13 protein-coding genes are annotated in these 15,769 nt (G+C 73.3%); 2 read left to right on the top strand and 11 right to left on the bottom strand.

All coding sequences use genetic code 11. The annotated features are described in order from the left end of the window. Window positions 1-48 precede the first annotated feature (48 nt). The 11 genes from IF73_RS0130580 to IF73_RS0130530 all read right to left on the bottom strand — a co-directional run bounded on the left by IF73_RS0130580 (window position 49) and on the right by IF73_RS0130530 (window position 12,995). Window positions 49-321, bottom strand: a complete 273-nt coding sequence (locus IF73_RS0130580) for an acyl carrier protein (protein WP_031013743.1) — start codon at window positions 319-321, stop codon at window positions 49-51. Window positions 322-371: 50 nt separating this feature from the next. Beyond that, window positions 372-1,634: a ketosynthase chain-length factor gene (locus tag IF73_RS0130575; protein WP_037881000.1), complete on the bottom strand. Its 1,263-nt coding sequence runs from the start codon at window positions 1,632-1,634 to the stop codon at window positions 372-374. Beyond that, on the bottom strand, window positions 1,631-2,899 hold the full coding sequence (locus IF73_RS0130570) for a beta-ketoacyl-[acyl-carrier-protein] synthase family protein (protein ID WP_031013741.1): 1,269 nt from the start codon (window positions 2,897-2,899) through the stop codon (window positions 1,631-1,633). The genes IF73_RS0130575 and IF73_RS0130570 overlap by 4 nt, the downstream gene beginning before the upstream one ends. Before the next feature lie 223 nt (window positions 2,900-3,122). Then, window positions 3,123-4,040 carry an SAM-dependent methyltransferase gene (locus IF73_RS0130565; protein ID WP_031013740.1) on the bottom strand — a complete coding sequence of 306 codons (918 nt, stop codon included), beginning with the start codon at window positions 4,038-4,040 and terminating at the stop codon, window positions 3,123-3,125. 14 nt (window positions 4,041-4,054) lie between these two features. Next, a complete protein-coding gene (locus tag IF73_RS0130560) occupies window positions 4,055-5,266 on the bottom strand; it encodes a nucleotide disphospho-sugar-binding domain-containing protein (RefSeq protein ID WP_078868345.1) in 1,212 nt (403 codons plus the stop codon). Between the two features lie 34 nt (window positions 5,267-5,300). Next, the gene (locus tag IF73_RS0130555; RefSeq protein ID WP_234338392.1) at window positions 5,301-6,716 is read right to left on the bottom strand and encodes a DHA2 family efflux MFS transporter permease subunit; all 1,416 of its coding nucleotides are present in this window, start codon (window positions 6,714-6,716) and stop codon (window positions 5,301-5,303) included. A gap of 103 nt (window positions 6,717-6,819) precedes the next feature. Further along, window positions 6,820-7,797 (bottom strand): quinone oxidoreductase family protein, encoded by a 978-nt coding sequence (locus IF73_RS0130550; RefSeq protein WP_031013736.1) that lies wholly within the window; start codon window positions 7,795-7,797, stop codon window positions 6,820-6,822. Window positions 7,798-7,971: 174 nt separating this feature from the next. Then, a complete protein-coding gene (gene abc-f, locus IF73_RS0130545) occupies window positions 7,972-9,627 on the bottom strand; it encodes a ribosomal protection-like ABC-F family protein (protein ID WP_031013735.1) in 1,656 nt (551 codons plus the stop codon). Window positions 9,628-9,877: 250 nt separating this feature from the next. Further along, window positions 9,878-11,104, bottom strand: a complete 1,227-nt coding sequence (locus tag IF73_RS0130540) for an acyltransferase family protein (protein WP_078868344.1) — start codon at window positions 11,102-11,104, stop codon at window positions 9,878-9,880. A gap of 540 nt (window positions 11,105-11,644) precedes the next feature. Beyond that, window positions 11,645-12,424: an SDR family NAD(P)-dependent oxidoreductase gene (locus tag IF73_RS0130535; protein ID WP_031013733.1), complete on the bottom strand. Its 780-nt coding sequence runs from the start codon at window positions 12,422-12,424 to the stop codon at window positions 11,645-11,647. A gap of 118 nt (window positions 12,425-12,542) precedes the next feature. Beyond that, window positions 12,543-12,995, bottom strand: coding sequence for a nuclear transport factor 2 family protein (locus IF73_RS0130530; protein WP_031013732.1), 453 nt, complete (start codon window positions 12,993-12,995; stop codon window positions 12,543-12,545). A 241-nt stretch (window positions 12,996-13,236) separates the two neighbouring features. On the opposite strand from IF73_RS0130530, the gene IF73_RS0130525 reads away from it, so the two are divergent. Both IF73_RS0130525 and IF73_RS0130520 read left to right on the top strand, forming a co-directional pair. Continuing rightward, a complete protein-coding gene (locus tag IF73_RS0130525; RefSeq protein ID WP_051717470.1) occupies window positions 13,237-14,178 on the top strand; it encodes an aromatase/cyclase in 942 nt (313 codons plus the stop codon). Then, entirely contained in the window at window positions 14,171-15,733 is a 1,563-nt protein-coding gene (locus IF73_RS0130520; RefSeq protein ID WP_037880998.1) for a class I adenylate-forming enzyme family protein, read from the top strand. The genes IF73_RS0130525 and IF73_RS0130520 overlap by 8 nt, the downstream gene beginning before the upstream one ends. Window positions 15,734-15,769 lie beyond the last annotated feature (36 nt).

Genomic DNA, 15,769 nt, shown 5'->3' with positions numbered 1-15,769 from the left:
GCCCCCGGGGGCGGTGGGGTGGTCCGCCCCCGGGGACGGTGTGTGGGCTCAGGCGGCCCGCTGGGAGCGGGTGGCGAGGGCGGTGTTGACGAGGGCGAGGTACTGGCGGGGGGGCTCCGCTTCGGCGACGGCGTCCTCGTCGAGGCTCAGGGAGTGGTCGCGTTCGATCTGTCCGGTGGTCTGGAGGATGGCGAGGGAGTCGTAGCCGAGTTCGACGAAGGGGGTGTCGAGGACGTCGGCGCCGAGGTCGACGGTCTCGTCCTCGCCCGCGCAGGCGCGCAGCAGGGCGGTGAGGTCGTCGAGGGTGAGCTGGAGGGACATGGGTGTCTCGCTTTCCTGTGAAGGGGTTGTCGCCGGAGTCGGCTCGGGGGTCAGGGGGCGGCGCGCAGGACGGCGGCGGCGTTGAAGCCGCCGCGGCCACGGGCCAGGACCAGGGCGGTCCGCAGTGCGCGGGGGCGGGGGCGGCCGACGACCAGGTCGATGGGGCAGTCGTCGGCGGGGGTGGTGACGTTGACGGTCGGGGGGACGACCTGGTCGCGCAGGGACAGCAGGGCGGCGGCCACGTCGAGGGAGGCTCCGCCGGCGGAGAGTCGCCCGGTCATCGTCTTGGGCACGGTGACGGGGACGCCGTGGGAGCCGAACAGGGTGGCGATGGCCTGGGCCTCGGCGCGGTCCGCGTCGCGTCGGCCGGCGCCGTCGGCGAAGACGACGTCGATCTCGTCGGGGTCCACCCCGGCGTCGGCCAGGGCCAGTTCGGCGGCGGCGCCGAGGCGTGTTCCGGCGCCGCTGCCGGGTGCGGGGTCGAAGGTGGCGGCGTAGCCGGCGAGGGATCCGTAGGTGCGGGCGCCGCGGGCGTGGGCGGAGGCCGCGTCCTCGAGGACGAGCAGGGCGCCGCCTTCGCCGACGACCTCGCCGTCTGCGTCGGGTGAGAACGGCAGGTAGGCGCGGTGGGGGTCGTCCCGGGTGGAGAGGCGGCCGCCGGCGAGGTGGGCGGCCCAGCCCCAGGGGCAGAGGGCGGAGTCGACGGCTCCGGTGACCATCAGGTGGCCGCCGCGGCGCAGTTGGCGGCGGGCCTGGGCGAGGGCGTCGAGGCCGCCGGCCTGTTCGGTGACGAGGACGCCGCTGGGTCCGCGCAGTTGGTGGCGGATCGAGATCTGGCCGGTGTTGACGGCGTAGAACCAGGCGAAGGACTGGTAGGCGCTGACATACTGTCCGCCCTTGCTCCACAGGGCTTCGAGTTCGCGCTGGCCGAACTCGAAGCCGCCGGCGGAGCTGGCGGTGATGACGCCCGCCGTGTACTCGTCCATCTGTTCCAGGTCGGCGCCGGAGTCCTCGAGGGCTTCGTGGGCGGCGGCGAGGGAGAGGCGGGTCATGCGGTCGGTCTGGGGCAGGAGGCGGCCGGGGATGTGGTCGGCGTCGACGAAGCCGGGGACCTCTCCGGCGAGGGGGGCGGGGTAGCGGCCTGCGTCGAAGCGGCTGAGGGGGCGGATGCCGCTCTCGCCGCGCAGGACGGCTTTCCACCAGGCGGGGGTGGACAGGCCGTTGGGTGCGGCGACGCCGATTCCGGTGAAGACGGCCTCGCCGGTGGCGGCCGGGGTGGGGGTGAGGGCGCGGTCCGTGGTGGCGGTGCTCACGCTGCCTCCTTGAGGCGGGGGGCGGTGAGGATCATGGCGCTCTGGAATCCGCCGAAGCCGCTGCCGACGCTCAGGACGGTGTCGGTGCGCTGTTCCCGTGCGGTGATCGGGGTGTAGTCGAGGTCGCACTGGGGGTCGGGGTCGTGGAGGTTGGCCGTCGGCGGGACGGTGTCGTACTCGATGGCCAGGGCGCTGGCGGCCACCTCCAGGGAGCCGATGGCGCCCAGGGAGTGGCCGATCATCGATTTGATGGAGCTGACGGGGACCCGGTAGGCGTGCTCGCCCAGGCTTCGCTTGAACGCGGCGGTCTCGTGGCGGTCGTTCTGCTTGGTGCCCGACCCGTGGGCGTTGATGTAGTCGACGGCGGTGGCGTCGAGGCGCGCCTCGTCGAGTGCCGTGCGGATGGCCTCGGCCATCTCGCGGCCGTCGGCGCGCAGTCCTGTCATGTGGTAGGCGTTGCAGCGGCTGGCGAAGCCGGAGATCTCGGCGTACACGTGGGCGCCGCGCCGGCGGGCGTGTTCCAGGGATTCCAGGACGAGGACGGCGCTGCCTTCGCCGAGGACGAAGCCGTTGCGGCTGCTGTCGAAGGGGCGGGAGGCGGTGGCCGGGTCGTCGTTGCGCGGGGAGGTGGCCTTGATGGCGTCGAAGCAGGCGACCGTGATCGGCGAGATGGGGGCCTCGGTGGCGCCGGTGATCATCACGTCGGCGCTGCCCTCGCGGATGAGTTCGGCGGCGTGGCCGATGGAGTCGAGGCCGGAGGTGCAGCCGGTGGAGATGACGGACACGGGGCCCTGGGCGCCGGTGCTCCAGGCGACTTCGGCGGCCATGGAGCTGGGCACGAAGTAGTCGAAGAGGTGGTTCACGGCGAGGGTGTGGTCGACGTGCCAGTCGGAGCCGCCCCGGCTGACGATGTTGTAGTGGGTGTCGAGCCCGGTGGTGCAGCCGACGGCGCTGCCCAGGGCGACGCCGGTGCGGAGCGGGTCGAGGGTGCCGGTGAGTCCGCTGTCCTCGACGGCCTCGCGGGCGCTGACGATGGCGAACTGGGCGGCGCGGTCGAGCCGTTCGGCGTCGGCGGGGCTGAAGCCGTGCTCGGCGGGGTCGAAGTCGGCTTCGGCGGCGATGCGGGAGCGGAACGGTGAGGCGTCGAAGAGGCTGATGGCCCGGGTGGCGGTGCGGCCCGCGGTGAGCTGCTCCCAGAATGCCTTGGTGCCCACCGCGCCGGGGGCCACGACCCCGATGCCGGTGATGACGACACGACGGCTCATCGGTCCTCACCGCTCACTGTCCGAATGGTCATGGGGTGTTCTCCTGCTGGGTGTGGTGTGCGGGGGCGTGTGTCGCGGCCCGTGCGGTTGTGTCGAGCCTCCGTGAGCCGGCTCGAGCCCTCCTGGAGAGGGCCCCGAATCGGTGCCGGTCAGGGCGGGGGTACGCGCGCAGGGCGGCCCCGGCTTTCCGGGACCGCCCTGCGTGGGTGTGTGTGGGGGGGTGTCAGGCTGCTGTGGTCCTGGGGCCGTTCCAGCGGGCGCTGAGGAAGACGGCGCCGTCCTTGACGCTTCCGGGGACGTCCGGGTCGAGGAGCGGCGGGATGGGCCGGCCGTGGCGTACGGCGCAGTCGGCGACCGCGTGTTCCTCGGCCTGCCAGCCGGAGCGTTCGAGCCAGGTGGCCGGGGTCGTGCCGGGGCCGCCCTTGACGAGCCGGTCGTACTTGAGGCCGGTGGAGTCGGCGGTGGGGGCGTGGGAGCCGCCCATCATGTCGGCCTCGATGTGGTCGGTGGCGAGCTGGCTGCCGGGGGCGGACAGGGCGGTGATGTCGTCCAGCATGGCCTGGTTGTCCTCGGGCGTGAGGTAGTGCAGCAGTCCCTCGGCGAGCCAGACGGTGGGCCGGGTGGGGTCGAAGCCGGCCGTGCGCAGGGCGGTGGACCAGCCGTCGCGCAGGTCGAAGGAGACGGCGATCCGGTCGCAGGCGGGCCGGGCGTCGTGGGCGCGCAGCACGTTCTCCTTGAAGGAGACGAGTTCGGGCAGGTCCAGTTCGAACAGGCGCAGGCCGGCGGGCCAGTCGAGCCGGTAGGCGCGGGTGTCCAGGCCGGCGGCGAGCAGGACGACCTGCCGGATGCCGTCGGCGGCCGCGTCGCGCAGGAGGTCGTCGAGCCAGCGGGTGCGGAGGGCGACGTAGTCGCCCATGGCGGTGAACGGGTTGGCGAGCGGGTCGGCGTCGGCGTCGGCGCGGGCCTGCTCGCCGGCCTTGATGTAGGGGGCTTCGCCGCCCACGGCGGTGATGAAGTGGGCGGCGAGCGGGTCGGTGAACAGGGCGTCGGGCCGGTCGCCTTCGCGGGCCCGCGTCCAGGCGGCGCCCAGGGCGGTCCAGCTGACTTCCGGCATGTCGACGTTGCTGGGGGTGTCACTCATGGTGTGGCTGCCTCTCAGGGGTGGGCGGGGGCGGTGGGGCGCGGGTTGCGGGCGTGGGCTTCGAGCTGTGCCATGACCTCCGCCGGGCTCGGCATGGCGGCGATCTCGTCGCGGACGGCCCTGGCCCGCCGGGCGTACGTGTCGTGGTCGAGCAGCCGGGCGAGGGCGGTGGTCAGCGCGCCGGGGTGGCGGTCTTCGGGGCGCAGGTGGATGCCGGCGCCGGCCTGCTCGATCTGGACTCCGTAGAGGCTCGAAGGGGTGTCGGTGCCGTCGGGGACGACGATCTGGGGGACGCCGTGGGCGAGTGCGGTCATGGTGGAGCCGGCGCCGCCGTGCTGGACGAGGGCGTGGCAGGTGGCGAGCAGGGCGGTGAGGGGGACCCGGCCGGTGAGGGTGACGTTGCCGGGCAGCTTCGCCCCGTCGAACGCCTCGGGCCGGTTCACGGCGAGGACGAACTCCGCGTCGGTCTGCTCGGCCTCTTCGAGGAGCCGGCGGCCGAGGTCGTCGATGGTGGAGGTCGTGATCCCGCCGGTGACGCAGATCCGGCGCCGTGCCGGTTCCCTGCGCAGCCAGTCCGGCAGTTCGCCGGGGCCGTTGTAGGGGACGTAGCGCATGGGGATACGCGGTACCGGGTGCTCGGTGCGCAGGGCGGGGGGTGTGCAGTCGATCCAGATGTCGGTGCCGATCCTGGGCTGGGCGCCGAACCGTTCGAAGAGCCGTACGTAGGCGGGGGGCACCTCGTCCTCGTGCAGGAAGTACAGGCCGATCGGCTGGCACCAGTTGTGTGCCGCGGCGGGTACGCCCACGGCGGCCGCGGCGATCAGCCCGACGACCGCTCCGACGTCGTGGACGACGAGGTCCGGCCGCCAGTGCCGGGCGAACGCCACCAGGTCGTCGGCGAGCGAGTCGGCCAGGCCGAGCACCTGGTCGCTCCAGCGCAGTCGGCGCTCCTCGCTCCAGCCGAGCGGTCCGCTGGGCCAGTCCGGGGGGATCCGCGCGGGCCGTTCGCCCGAGTCGGGGGTCGCGCGCCTGATGAAGGCGTCGCCGGCGGCCGCGGTGCCGATCGGTACCGCGATCAGGCCGGCGGCGAGCACCTGGGCGACGGACTGCGGCCGGGCGGCGACCCGTACGTCGTGGCCGGCGAGCTGGGCGGCCCAGGCGAGCGGAACGGTCCAGGGGACGTGGGCGGGGCCGTGGGCCACGAAGAGGACGCGCACGAGGGGCACCTGCCTGAGGGTGAGGTCGTGGGACGGGGGCGGGTCAGGGGCGCGGGTGCCGGCCCGGCAGCAGCAGTGCGGGCAGGACGGTCACCGCGCTGATGCCGAACGCCCACCAGAAGGACGTGCCGAAGGCGGGGGCGGCCGACTGGGAGGCCAGCTGGTGCTGGAGGACGACGACGAGCACGGCGGTGCCCACCGAACCGCCGATGCGGTGCAGCACGTTGGACAGTCCCGCCGCGCGGGGGATCTCCTGGGGTGTGACGCTCTTGAACATCGCCGCCATGGCGGGTGTCATGGTGGCGCCGATGCCGACCCCGCGGACGAACAGGCCGAGGGCGAGGAGGGCTTCGTCGGGCCGGTCGCCGACCTGGGTGTAGGGCAGGGTGCCGACGAGGGCGAGCACGATGCCGGCGAGGACGATGGGGCGCGGGCCGTTCATGCGGTCGGCGAGCCGGCCGGCGAACATCATGGACAGGGCGACGCCGAGGTCCTGCGGGATGAGCAGCAGGCCGGCGTGCAGGGCGTCCTGTTCGCGTACCTGCTGGTAGTAGAGCGGCAGCATGAACATGGAGCTGAACAGCGCCGCGCCGAGCAGGAACGAGGTCGACACGGAGACGGCGAAGCCGCGGTTCCTGAACAGTCTCAGGTCCAGCACGGGCTGGCCGGTGTAGCGCAGGGCGTGGACGACGTACGCGACGAGGAGGCCGGCTCCGAGGACGACGGGCAGGACGACCCGGGCCGAGGTGGGCGAGGAGTCCCCCGCCGCTTCGGAGAAGCCGTACATCAGGGCCGCGACGCTCGGGCAGGCCAGCACGAGGCCGGTCAGGTCGAGCTTGTGGCCTTCCTGCGGGCGGGTGGCGGGCAGCACCTTCGCGGCGAGCACGAGGGTGATCACGCCGATGGGGACGTTGATGTAGAAGATCCAGGGCCAGCTGAGGTGGCCGAGGACGAGGCCGCCGAGGACGGGGCCGAGGACGGGGGCGAAGGTGAGCGGGATGACGAGCATGCTCATCACCCGGCCGAGCCGCTGAGGGCCCGCCGCCTGCGCGATCAGGGACTGTCCGATGGGCTGGATCAGGCCGCCGCCGAGTCCCTGCAGCACGCGGAAGGCGATCAGCGACCAGACCGACCAGGCCAGGCCGCACAGTGCGGAGCTGAGCACGAAGCAGCCGACGGAGGCCATCCACACCTGTTTGGCGCCGAACCGCTCGGTGGCCCAGCCGCTGAGCGGCACCACCAGCGCGAAGGCCAGCAGGTAGCCGGTGCTGATCCACTGGATGGTGGACAGGGGGCTGCCGAAGTCCTGCTGGATGGCGTCGACGGCGACGCTGACGATGGTGGCGTCGAGGACGGCGACGATCGTGCCGAGGATCAGGACGATGCCGAGTCTGCGCAGGGCCGGATCGATGCGGTCGCTCGCCTCCGGGAGGGTGGTCTGGCTCGTGGAGGTCGTCATGGACGGGCTTCCTTGCGCTGGGGAGAGGGCCGGGGCGGGAGGGGGTGAAGCCGCGGCGGCCCGCTGTCCGCCGGGGGGCGTGCGGGAGCGGGCCGCCGCCGTCTCAGGGCAGGAGGACGACGCGTCCGATCTGGGTGCGTTCCTCCATGATCCGGTGTGCCTTGGCGGCCTCGGTCAGCGGCAGTTCGGTGTGCACGACGGCCCGGACCCTGCCGGAGAGGATCAGCTCGCTGACCAGGCGCGCGCCTTCCTCGATGGCCTCCACGTCGCCGTCGATGGCGGCCATGGTGAAGTGCGTGACGTAGCGGACGCCGGCGATGTCCTCCATGGAGATCGTCGGCAGTTCCTTGCCGCCGGCCGCCGAGCCGTAGAAGACGAGGCGGCCGTACGGCTTGAGCAGGGCGATGCTCTGTGCCGTGACGTCCGCGCCGACGCTGTCCAGGACGACGTCGACGCCGCGGCCGCCGGTGAGTTCCCGGACCGTGTCGGCCCAGTCGGGCCTGGTGTAGTCGACGCCCAGGTCCGCGCCCAGGTCCCTGGCGAAGGCAAGTTTCGCCTCGGAGGCCGCGGCGGCGATGACGGTGCCCGCGCCGAACTCCTTGGCCATCTGCACCACCAGGTGACCGATGGCGCCGGCGGCGGCGTGGACGAGCACGGTCTCGCCGGGCTCGAGGCGGGCGGCCTTGATCACTTCGAGGCCGACCTGTCCGGGTGAGGAGAGCATGGTGGCCTGTCCGGCGTCCATCTCGGCGGGGACGGGGATCAGGTCCCGGGCTCGGGCGATGACGTAGTCGGCCATCGAGTCCTTGAAGATGATGCTGGCCACGCGGGCGCCGATCCGCACGCCGGTGACGCCGGGGCCGAGGGCGTCGACGAAGCCGACGACGTCCCCTCCCGGTGAGGCCGGCGGCTCGGCGGTGTGGTGGTAGAAGATGCCCGCCCGCTCCTGCAGGGCGGCGAAGTTGATGCCGATCGCCTCGGTGCGCAGCCGCACCATGCCGGGACCGGGCTGGGGCTTGTCCATCTCGTCTACCTGCAGCACCTCGGGCGGGCCGTAGCGGTGATAGCGGACGATGCGCATGGGACCTCTTTCTCACGTGCCCGGTGGCGTGGGGATGCCTCCCGCTCCGTGGTTCCGGTCGGTTCGGCCGGATTCAGACTGGGGGCCGGGCCCGGAGCCCGCCTCGAGCTCGGGTCGAAGCCGGGACGGTCGCCGGCGCCGGCATCGCACCGGACGGTGCGATGCCGGCGTGGTTCAGGCGGTCCGCGGTGCGGCGACCCGTCCCGCGCGCAGTTCGAGCCGCCGGCCGTCGAAGGACCGGCGCAGACGGCGGTCGTGGCTGACGACGACGGTGGTTCCCGGGTAGGCGGCGAGGGCGGTCTCGATCTCCTCGACCAGGAGCGGCGACAGGTGGTTCGTCGGCTCGTCCAGGAGCAGCAGATCCGTCGGCCGGACCACCAGCCGGGCCAGCTGGAGTCGCCGGCGCTGGCCCGTCGACAGGGCGCCGACCGGTGTGCCGAGCGTCTCGGGGCGGAACAGGCCGAGCGAGAGGAGCTCCTCCCGGTACTCCTCGGCCGGCTCGGGCCGGCCCGTCGCGAAGGCCTGCAGGAGGGTCTGGCCGGCCGCCGCGGGCGGCTCGTCCTGCCGCAGGTGGCCCACGGCCCCGCGGCGCAGGACACGCCCGTGGTCGGGCCGGAGTTCTCCGGCCATGATCCTCAGCAGGGTCGACTTGCCCGCGCCGTTCGGGCCGGTGATCAGCAGGCGTTCGCCGGCGGCGAGCTCCAGCCGGTCCAGGTGCAGGCGGTGGTCGAGCCGGATGTCGTGGAGAGCGAGGAGCGGGCCCGCTTCGTCCGTGGCGGCACCGGTGCGTACGGCCGGGGCGAAGTGGAGGGGGTCCGGTGGGCGGGGCACGGGGGCCGCGTGGAGCCTGCGCAGGCGCTCGTTGGCGTTGCGGACCTTGTGGGAGGTGCCGGTGGCCGTGGCCCGGGGCCGGGAGGCGCCGGCGCCGCCGTTGCTGTGCGCGACCCGCTTGCCGATGGTGGCGAGCTGGGCGGCCGCCGTGTGCGCGAGGTGGTGCTGTCGGCCGAGCTCCGCCTTCCAGGTCTCGTATTCCTGCTCCCAGCGGGCCCGGGCCGCCGCCTTCGCCGCCAGGTATCCGGCGTAGCCGTTGCCGTAGCGGTGCACGGTGCGGGTGGCGTCGTCGACCTCGAGGACGGTCTGGGTGACGTTCTGGAGGAACAGCCGGTCGTGCGTGACGATCACGACGGTGCCCCAGTGCCGTCGCAGTCGCTCCTCCAGCCAGGCCACGGCCCGGTCGTCCAGGTCGTTGGTCGGCTCGTCGAGGAGCAGCAGCTCCGGAGCCGCCGCGAGCGTCGCGGCGAGGGCCAGTCGGGCTCGTTCGCCGCCGGACAGTTCGGCGACGGGCCGGTCGCGGTCGAGGTGGGGAAGCCCGAGCGCCTCCAGGGCGATGGCGACGCGCAGCTCGGTCTCGTACCCTCCGCGGGCCTCGAACTCGGCCTGCAGGTCGCCGTAGGCGGCGACCTCGGCGGGGGTGGCGGTGGCCAGAGCGGCCTCCGCCGCGGCCAGTTCGGACTGGAGTGCGCGCAGGTCGGCCAGCGCGTGGTCGATGGCGTCGCCGACGGTCGCTCCGGCGGCCAGGTCCAGGGTCTGGGCCAGGTAGGCGGTACCGCCGGGTGCGATGACGGTCAGTTCGCCGTTGTCGGGCTGTTCGACCCCGGCGATCAGGCGCAGCAGGGTGGACTTTCCCGACCCGTTGTCGCCGACAACCCCGATCTTCTCGCCGGGGCGGATCGTGAAGGACACGCCGTCGAGGACGACGTGGTCGCCATAGCACTTGGTGATGTCGCGCAGGGCGAGCTGCCCGTGCGTGGACGGGTGGAAGGTGCGCAGAGTAATGGGATTCTCCTGAATTCTCGGTAGCACGAGGGAACCGGTCGGCGGGGACCGGTGGGGGTGCTTGCCGACGGCGCTGAATCGCCGTCCGGCCCGGGAATTACAGGAAGCGGATGCCCATGGGACAACGGTAGCCCGTGCTCCGGCGACAGCGCCATCGGTTTCCCGGCCGGCACGACGGGGGCGCCGCGCACTCCGTGGCGGAGTCCGCGGCGCCCTGCGTTCCGGTCTGCTCTGAGCGGAGGTGTCAGAGGGCCGTGGCCGGGGGTGTGCCGGCCGGGCCCGCGGGGGCGGGTTGCTGGGCGAGGGCGCCCTTCTTGCGCAGCAGGAACGGCTTCTCGAGCCACCGGTAGCTCACCTCGGCGAGCAGGTACGCGGCCACGAGGCCGGTCGCCGCGGTCGCGAGGTCGCCGGCGCTCCAGCCGGACGCGGTCGGATGGTGTATCTCGAACAGGCGGCCGACGATGGGGACGTGGAGCAGGTAGATCCCGTACGAGATCACGCCCACACGCACCAGCGGACGCCAGGAGAGGAAGCGCTGGAGGGCCCCTTCCTCGCCCGCGAAGTAGAGGACGGCGCCGAAGAAGAATCCGGCGACCGAGTACTTCCACACCCACTCGTAGTCGGTGGCGAGCAGGGCCGGGAAGCCCAGGTCGCTTCGGAAGCCCTTGCCGTCGGCGAAGCCCTGGGCGAGCAGGGCGACGGTGACGGCGGCGAACAGCGCGATCGCGGCCTGGGCGTAGCGCCGGAGGTGCCTGCGTACCTCGGGCAGGGCGGTGAGCGCGCCGACGGCGAACACGTCCAGGTAGGAGAGGGGGTTGCAGTAGACGACCATCGCCTGCAGGGGCTTGATCGGGAAGTCGGTGACGTCCGCGAACAGCCACACGGCGCAGCGCAGCAGCGGGCCGGCGAGGGCGAGCACCACGGAGGCGCGCACGAACCAGCGGCGCGGCAGGAGGAAGGCGAGCAGGGCCCAGATGACGTAGAGCTGGACCTCCACGCACAGCGACCACACCTGGGCGTACATCATGAGGGGGGTGGGCTGGAAGTCGTGCACGAGGGCGGACAGGTTCCAGGTCCAGGTCCACAGGTACGGCAGGTCGCGGGAGAGCACCTCGCCTCCGTGGCCGGAGAGCGAGTAGACCGTGATGCCCGCCATGAACACGAAGTACAGCGGGGCGAGGCGCAGCAGTCGGTTGCGGAAGAAGTTCCTGGCTCGCCGGGCGCGGCTGAGCTCGGGGTGTGCGAGCAGGGTGCGGGTGATGAAGTGGCCGCTGAGCGCGAAGAACATGGGGACGCCGATCCAGCCGAACGGCAGCTGGCCGGTGTGGTAGAAGACCACGGCGAGCACCGCGAGGGCGCGCAGCCCGTCCAGAGCGGCCACATGGGCCCGGTTGGTGGAAGCGGCGGGGGCGGCGGCAGGGGGGCGGGGGGCGGCCGCGTCGCTGCGGCTGTGGGCTGTCGTCTCTGGCATGGGTGCTGACTCCGAATCCGTCACGGGGAGATCGCTGCGGGCGCCGCCTCGCGGCGTGGGCGGCGGGCCGCAGGAGAAGCGGGGCTGTGGGCCGCCGGACGAGCGGGGCTGTGGACCGGTGGGAAGAGCGGGGGGGCGGCGGCCCAGGGCCCGGGGGCCTGTGTCCCGGGGGCCTGTGTCCCGGGTCCCGGGGGCCTGGGCCTCCGGGGACCGTGGCCCGGGGACGTGGCCCGGGGACGTGGCCCGGGGACGTGTATCCCCCGGGCCTGTGTCCCCGGAGACCGTGGCCCCGGGCACGTGTATCCCCCGGGCCTGTGTCCCGGGGACGTGTGTCCCCCGGGCCTGTGTCCCGGGGACGTGTGTCCCCCGGGCCTGTGTCCCCGGAGAGCGGGGATCCCGGTCGGCAGGGATCCCGGCCGACAGGGATCCGGGGCGGCCGGGATCCGGGGCGGCCCCCGGGACGTGAAGGACGCGACCGGATCACCGGTCGCGCCGCCGGGGGGCACGGCCCCGGGAAGCGGCTGGCTTCCCGGGGCGGGCTCACAGGAGCAGGAAGCCGCCGCTGACCGGGAGGAAGGCGCCGGTCACGTGGGAGGTCTCGTCGCCGGCCAGCAGGGCGACGGCGTTGGCGACGTCCTGGGGTTCGCCGATCTTGCGCAGCGGGGTGGCCTGGATCACCGGTTCCAGCTTGCCCTCGTGCTGGCCCTTGGCGGAGACCAGCAGGTTGGGGCTCCGGGTGGCTCCGGGAATCACGGTGTTGACGCGGACGCCGTGGGGTCCGAGTTCCAGCGCCAGGTGCTTCATGGCCGATTCCATCGGTGCCTTGGTCAGGCCGTGGCCGATGGTTCCCACCAGCTGGGTGCGCGCGAAGCTGTCGGAGATGAAGACGATCGCCCCGCGGCCGCGCTCGGCCATGCCGGGGGCGACGGCCTTGACGGGGCGCAGCACGGCGCGGGCCTGGGCGGCCATGTTGTCGACCAGGTCGTCGACGCCGAGGTCGAGGAAGGGGCCGCGCAGGTGCGTCGAGTAACCGGTGGTGTTGAGGACGAGGATGTCGATGGGGCCGAGCTGTTCCTCGGTCCGGGCGACGATCTGTGCGGTCTGGGTCTCGTCGGTGACGTCGCCGCCGACGGCGACGGCCCGGCCGCCGGCCTCCTCGATGGAGGTGACGACCTTCGCCGCCAGCTCCGCCGAGGTGCGGTAGTTGACGGCGACGGCCGCGCCGCGGGCGGCGAGTTCGCGTGCGATGGCGCCGCCTATCTCCCGGCTGGCGCCGGTGACCAGGGCGACCCTGTCCTTGAGCTGTTCGGTGTTCGGCATGCCTGGGAAGGTAGGGCGGCCGTGTGGAGAGGCCCTGGAGTCCCGGTCGATCCCCGCCCGCCTCCCCGGTCCGCCCGCCCGGGACGGGCGGACCGGGGGCGGGCGGTCGGGGGGCCGGTCAGCGCAGGTCGTCGCGGCCGACCTCGCGGTGCTTGACGAGCAGCGTGCCGGCCTCGCGCACCAGGACGTCGGTGCAGGTGCAGACGCGGTGGACCCGCGACGCGCCGCCCCGGGGGGAGGCGAAGACCGTGGTGTAGGAGTGGACGACGATCGTGCCGTCGGCCTGCGGGACGACGTCGAAGACGCCGGGCCAGTGGCGGTGCTGCTCCCCCGCCTCGGCCAGGGCGGCGGCGCTCTTGCGTACCGCCGCCGCGAGGCCCTCGCGGCCGACGACGGGGGCGGGCAGGGTCGGCACCGAGAAGGAGGCGTCCTCGGTGAACCCGGCCGCCCACGCGTCGGCGTCGCCGCGGTCGAGAAGGTGCATGTGGCGGGCGTAGAACTGCTGGACCTCGGCGTAGAGGGCGGCGGACGCGGTGGCGGCGGCCGGGCGGCCGTCGGTCTGTGCGGTCACGTGTCTTCTCCGTTTCGTGTCACCCCGGTCCGGTGGCGGCAGGGCCCGAGGGAGCGGGGTGGGGCTGTGTGGCTGGTGCATCGTCGGCCGCCGTGATCGAGCCGCGTTCGAGTCCGCGTGCAGGCGGGGGCGGGGGTCGGGGCGCCGAGGCGGATTCCAGCCCGCCTCGAGGCCGGCGCAGGAGGTTGGGCGGGACGCCGCACGGTGGGAGTCGGCGCCCCCCTTCTTCTGAGGAGAGACCATGACGAACATTCCGCAGCACTCCGCTCTGGACGAGGTGGTCGTCGGAGCCCCGGCCGAGCTGGTCCGCTCCCTGGTGGAGGACGTGGCCGGCTGGACCCAGCTGTACAAGCCCGCCGTCCACGCGGAGATCCTCCAGGACAGCGGTGCCGAGCAGCTCATCCAGCACTGGGCCGTCGCCGACCGGCACTCGGTGCGCACCTGGAAGGTCCGGCGCACCAGGGCGGCGGACCGGATCTCCTTCGTGCACGAGGAGCCGGAGGCGCCGTTCGCGTCGCTCGCCGGCGAGTGGACGTTCCGGGAGCAGGACGGCAAGACGCTGGTGACGCTGCGGCACGACTACACGCTGCTGCCCGCCGAGGAGGCGGGCAAGGACGCGGTCGCCGCGAAGCTGCACGCGGGCAACCAGGACTACCTGGGGGTGCTGCGGCATGCGGCCGAGAACCACGAGGAGCTCGACCGGCTGATCATCTCGTTCGAGGACCCGCTGTTCATCGCCGGCGACCTCAAGGACGTGTACGACTACCTGTGGGAGGCGGACAAGTGGGAGGAGCGCATCCCGCACATCGCCAAGCTCGACCTGGAGGAGCCGGCGCCCGGGGTGCAGTTCTTCGACATGGACACCTCCACGCCGGACGGTTCCTCCCACCGCACCCGCTCGGTGCGGATCACCATCGAGCCCGACATCATCGTCTACAAGCAGACCGAGCTGCCGGTGCTGCTCGACGGGCACACGGGCCACTGGAAGTTCACCCAGACGCCCGAGGGCGTCATCGCGGAGGCCCGGCACACGGCGACCATCAAGCCGTCCGCGCTGCACATCCTCGGCGAGGGCACGACCGTGCAGGACGCCCGGAACTACCTGCGCCGGGTGCTGAGCGCCAACAGCGTCAGCAACCTGCGTCTGGCCAAGGCGTACGCGGAGGAGCGCGCCGGTGTCTGACGCCCTGCCGGTCCCGGCGGTGCCGCTGGACGGGCTGCTGCGCCGGGCGGCCGCGCGCTCTCCCGGGCGGGTGGCCGTGCGGGACGAGAACGGGACGCACACCTATGCCGGCCTGGACGCGTACGCCGACCGGTTCGCGCGTGCGCTGAGGCGCCGGACCGGTGGGGCGGCGACGGCCGTCGGGGTGGCGAGCGTCCTGGACGCGGTGTTCGCCGCGGGCTTCTACGGGACGAGCCGGAGCGGCAACCGTGTCGTGATGGTCAACCCGCTGATGCGGGAGGCCGTGCTCGCGCACGTGTTCAGGACGGCCGGCATCGAGATCGCGCTGGTCGGCGCCGAGACCGCCGGGCGGCTCGCCGCGGTGCGGGACGACCTGCCGGCGCTGCGTGAGGTGTACGTGGTGGACGCGGCCCCGGGCGAACTGCCCGGGGGCGCCCGGCCGCTGGCCGAGCTGTTCGCGGACGACGGCCCGGACGAGGGGCCCGTGGCGGAGCCGGCCGGCCGTGATCTGGACGCGGTCGCCTGTGTCCAGTTCACCAGCGGTACCACCGGCCCGCCCAAGGGCGTCCAGCTCACCCACCGCAATCTGGTGACCAACGCGGCGCAGGTGGCCCACGTGCTGCGGCTGGACGAGTCGGCGGTGTGTCTCAACCACCTGCCCCTGTACCACCTGATGCACCTCAACGCGACGGTGTACGCCGGTGGCACCCAGGTGCTGTGCCACGACCCGGATCCGGTCGCCTCGTTCGCGGTGGCGTCGGCGGAGCGGGCCACGCACTACTTCGGCCTTCCGGTGCGGCTGGCCCGTCTGGCGGGTGACCCCCGCTTCGCGGGCGTCACCGCCGGCCCCCGGCTGCGGGTGGTCGCCTCCGGCGGTTCGGCGCTCGCCCCCGCGGTCGCCGGCGCGCTGCGCGAGCGGCTCGGTGTCCCGGTCATCCAGGGGTACGGGCTGGCCGAGCTCTCGCCGCTCAGCCACAACGACCTGCCGGATCGCTCCAGACCGGGGTCGGTCGGTCCGGCCGTGCCCGGCACCGAGTGCCGGATCGTGGACCTGGAGACCGGGGAAGACGTCGCCGCCGGCGAGAAGGGCGAGGTCCTGGTACGGGGCCCGCAGCTGATGGCCGGGTACCTGGGTCTGCCGGACGCCCCGGACGTGGACGCGGACGGCTGGCTGCACACCGGTGACGTCGGCTACCAGGACGCCGACGGCTGGCTCTTCCTCGTCGACCGCATCAAGGACGTCTTCAAGGTGGACAACGAGCTGGTGTCGCCGAGCGAGATCGAGGACGTGCTGCGCCGCGATCCCGAGGTCGCCGACTGCGTCGTGGTGGACCAGGCGGACGCGTCCAGGAGCGCGGTCGTCTGGGCCGGCGTCGTCACCCGCTCCGCGGACCCGGACGTCCTGGCGGCCGTCGCCGCCCGGGCCAACGCCCAGCTCGCCGACCACCAGAGGATCCGCGGCATCGAACGGCTCGACGCGGTCCCCCGCTCCCCCAACGGCAAGGTCGAGCGACGGCCGATCCGTGAACGCCTGCGCGCCTCCGTCGCGCTCTGACATCCCTCCGCTCCCCCATCCCTTCTCACGACCAGG

The organism is Streptomyces sp. NRRL F-5727, assembly GCF_000719555.1.
Taxonomy (GTDB): domain Bacteria; phylum Actinomycetota; class Actinomycetes; order Streptomycetales; family Streptomycetaceae; genus Streptomyces.
This window is presented reverse-complemented; position numbering and strand designations above follow the sequence as displayed.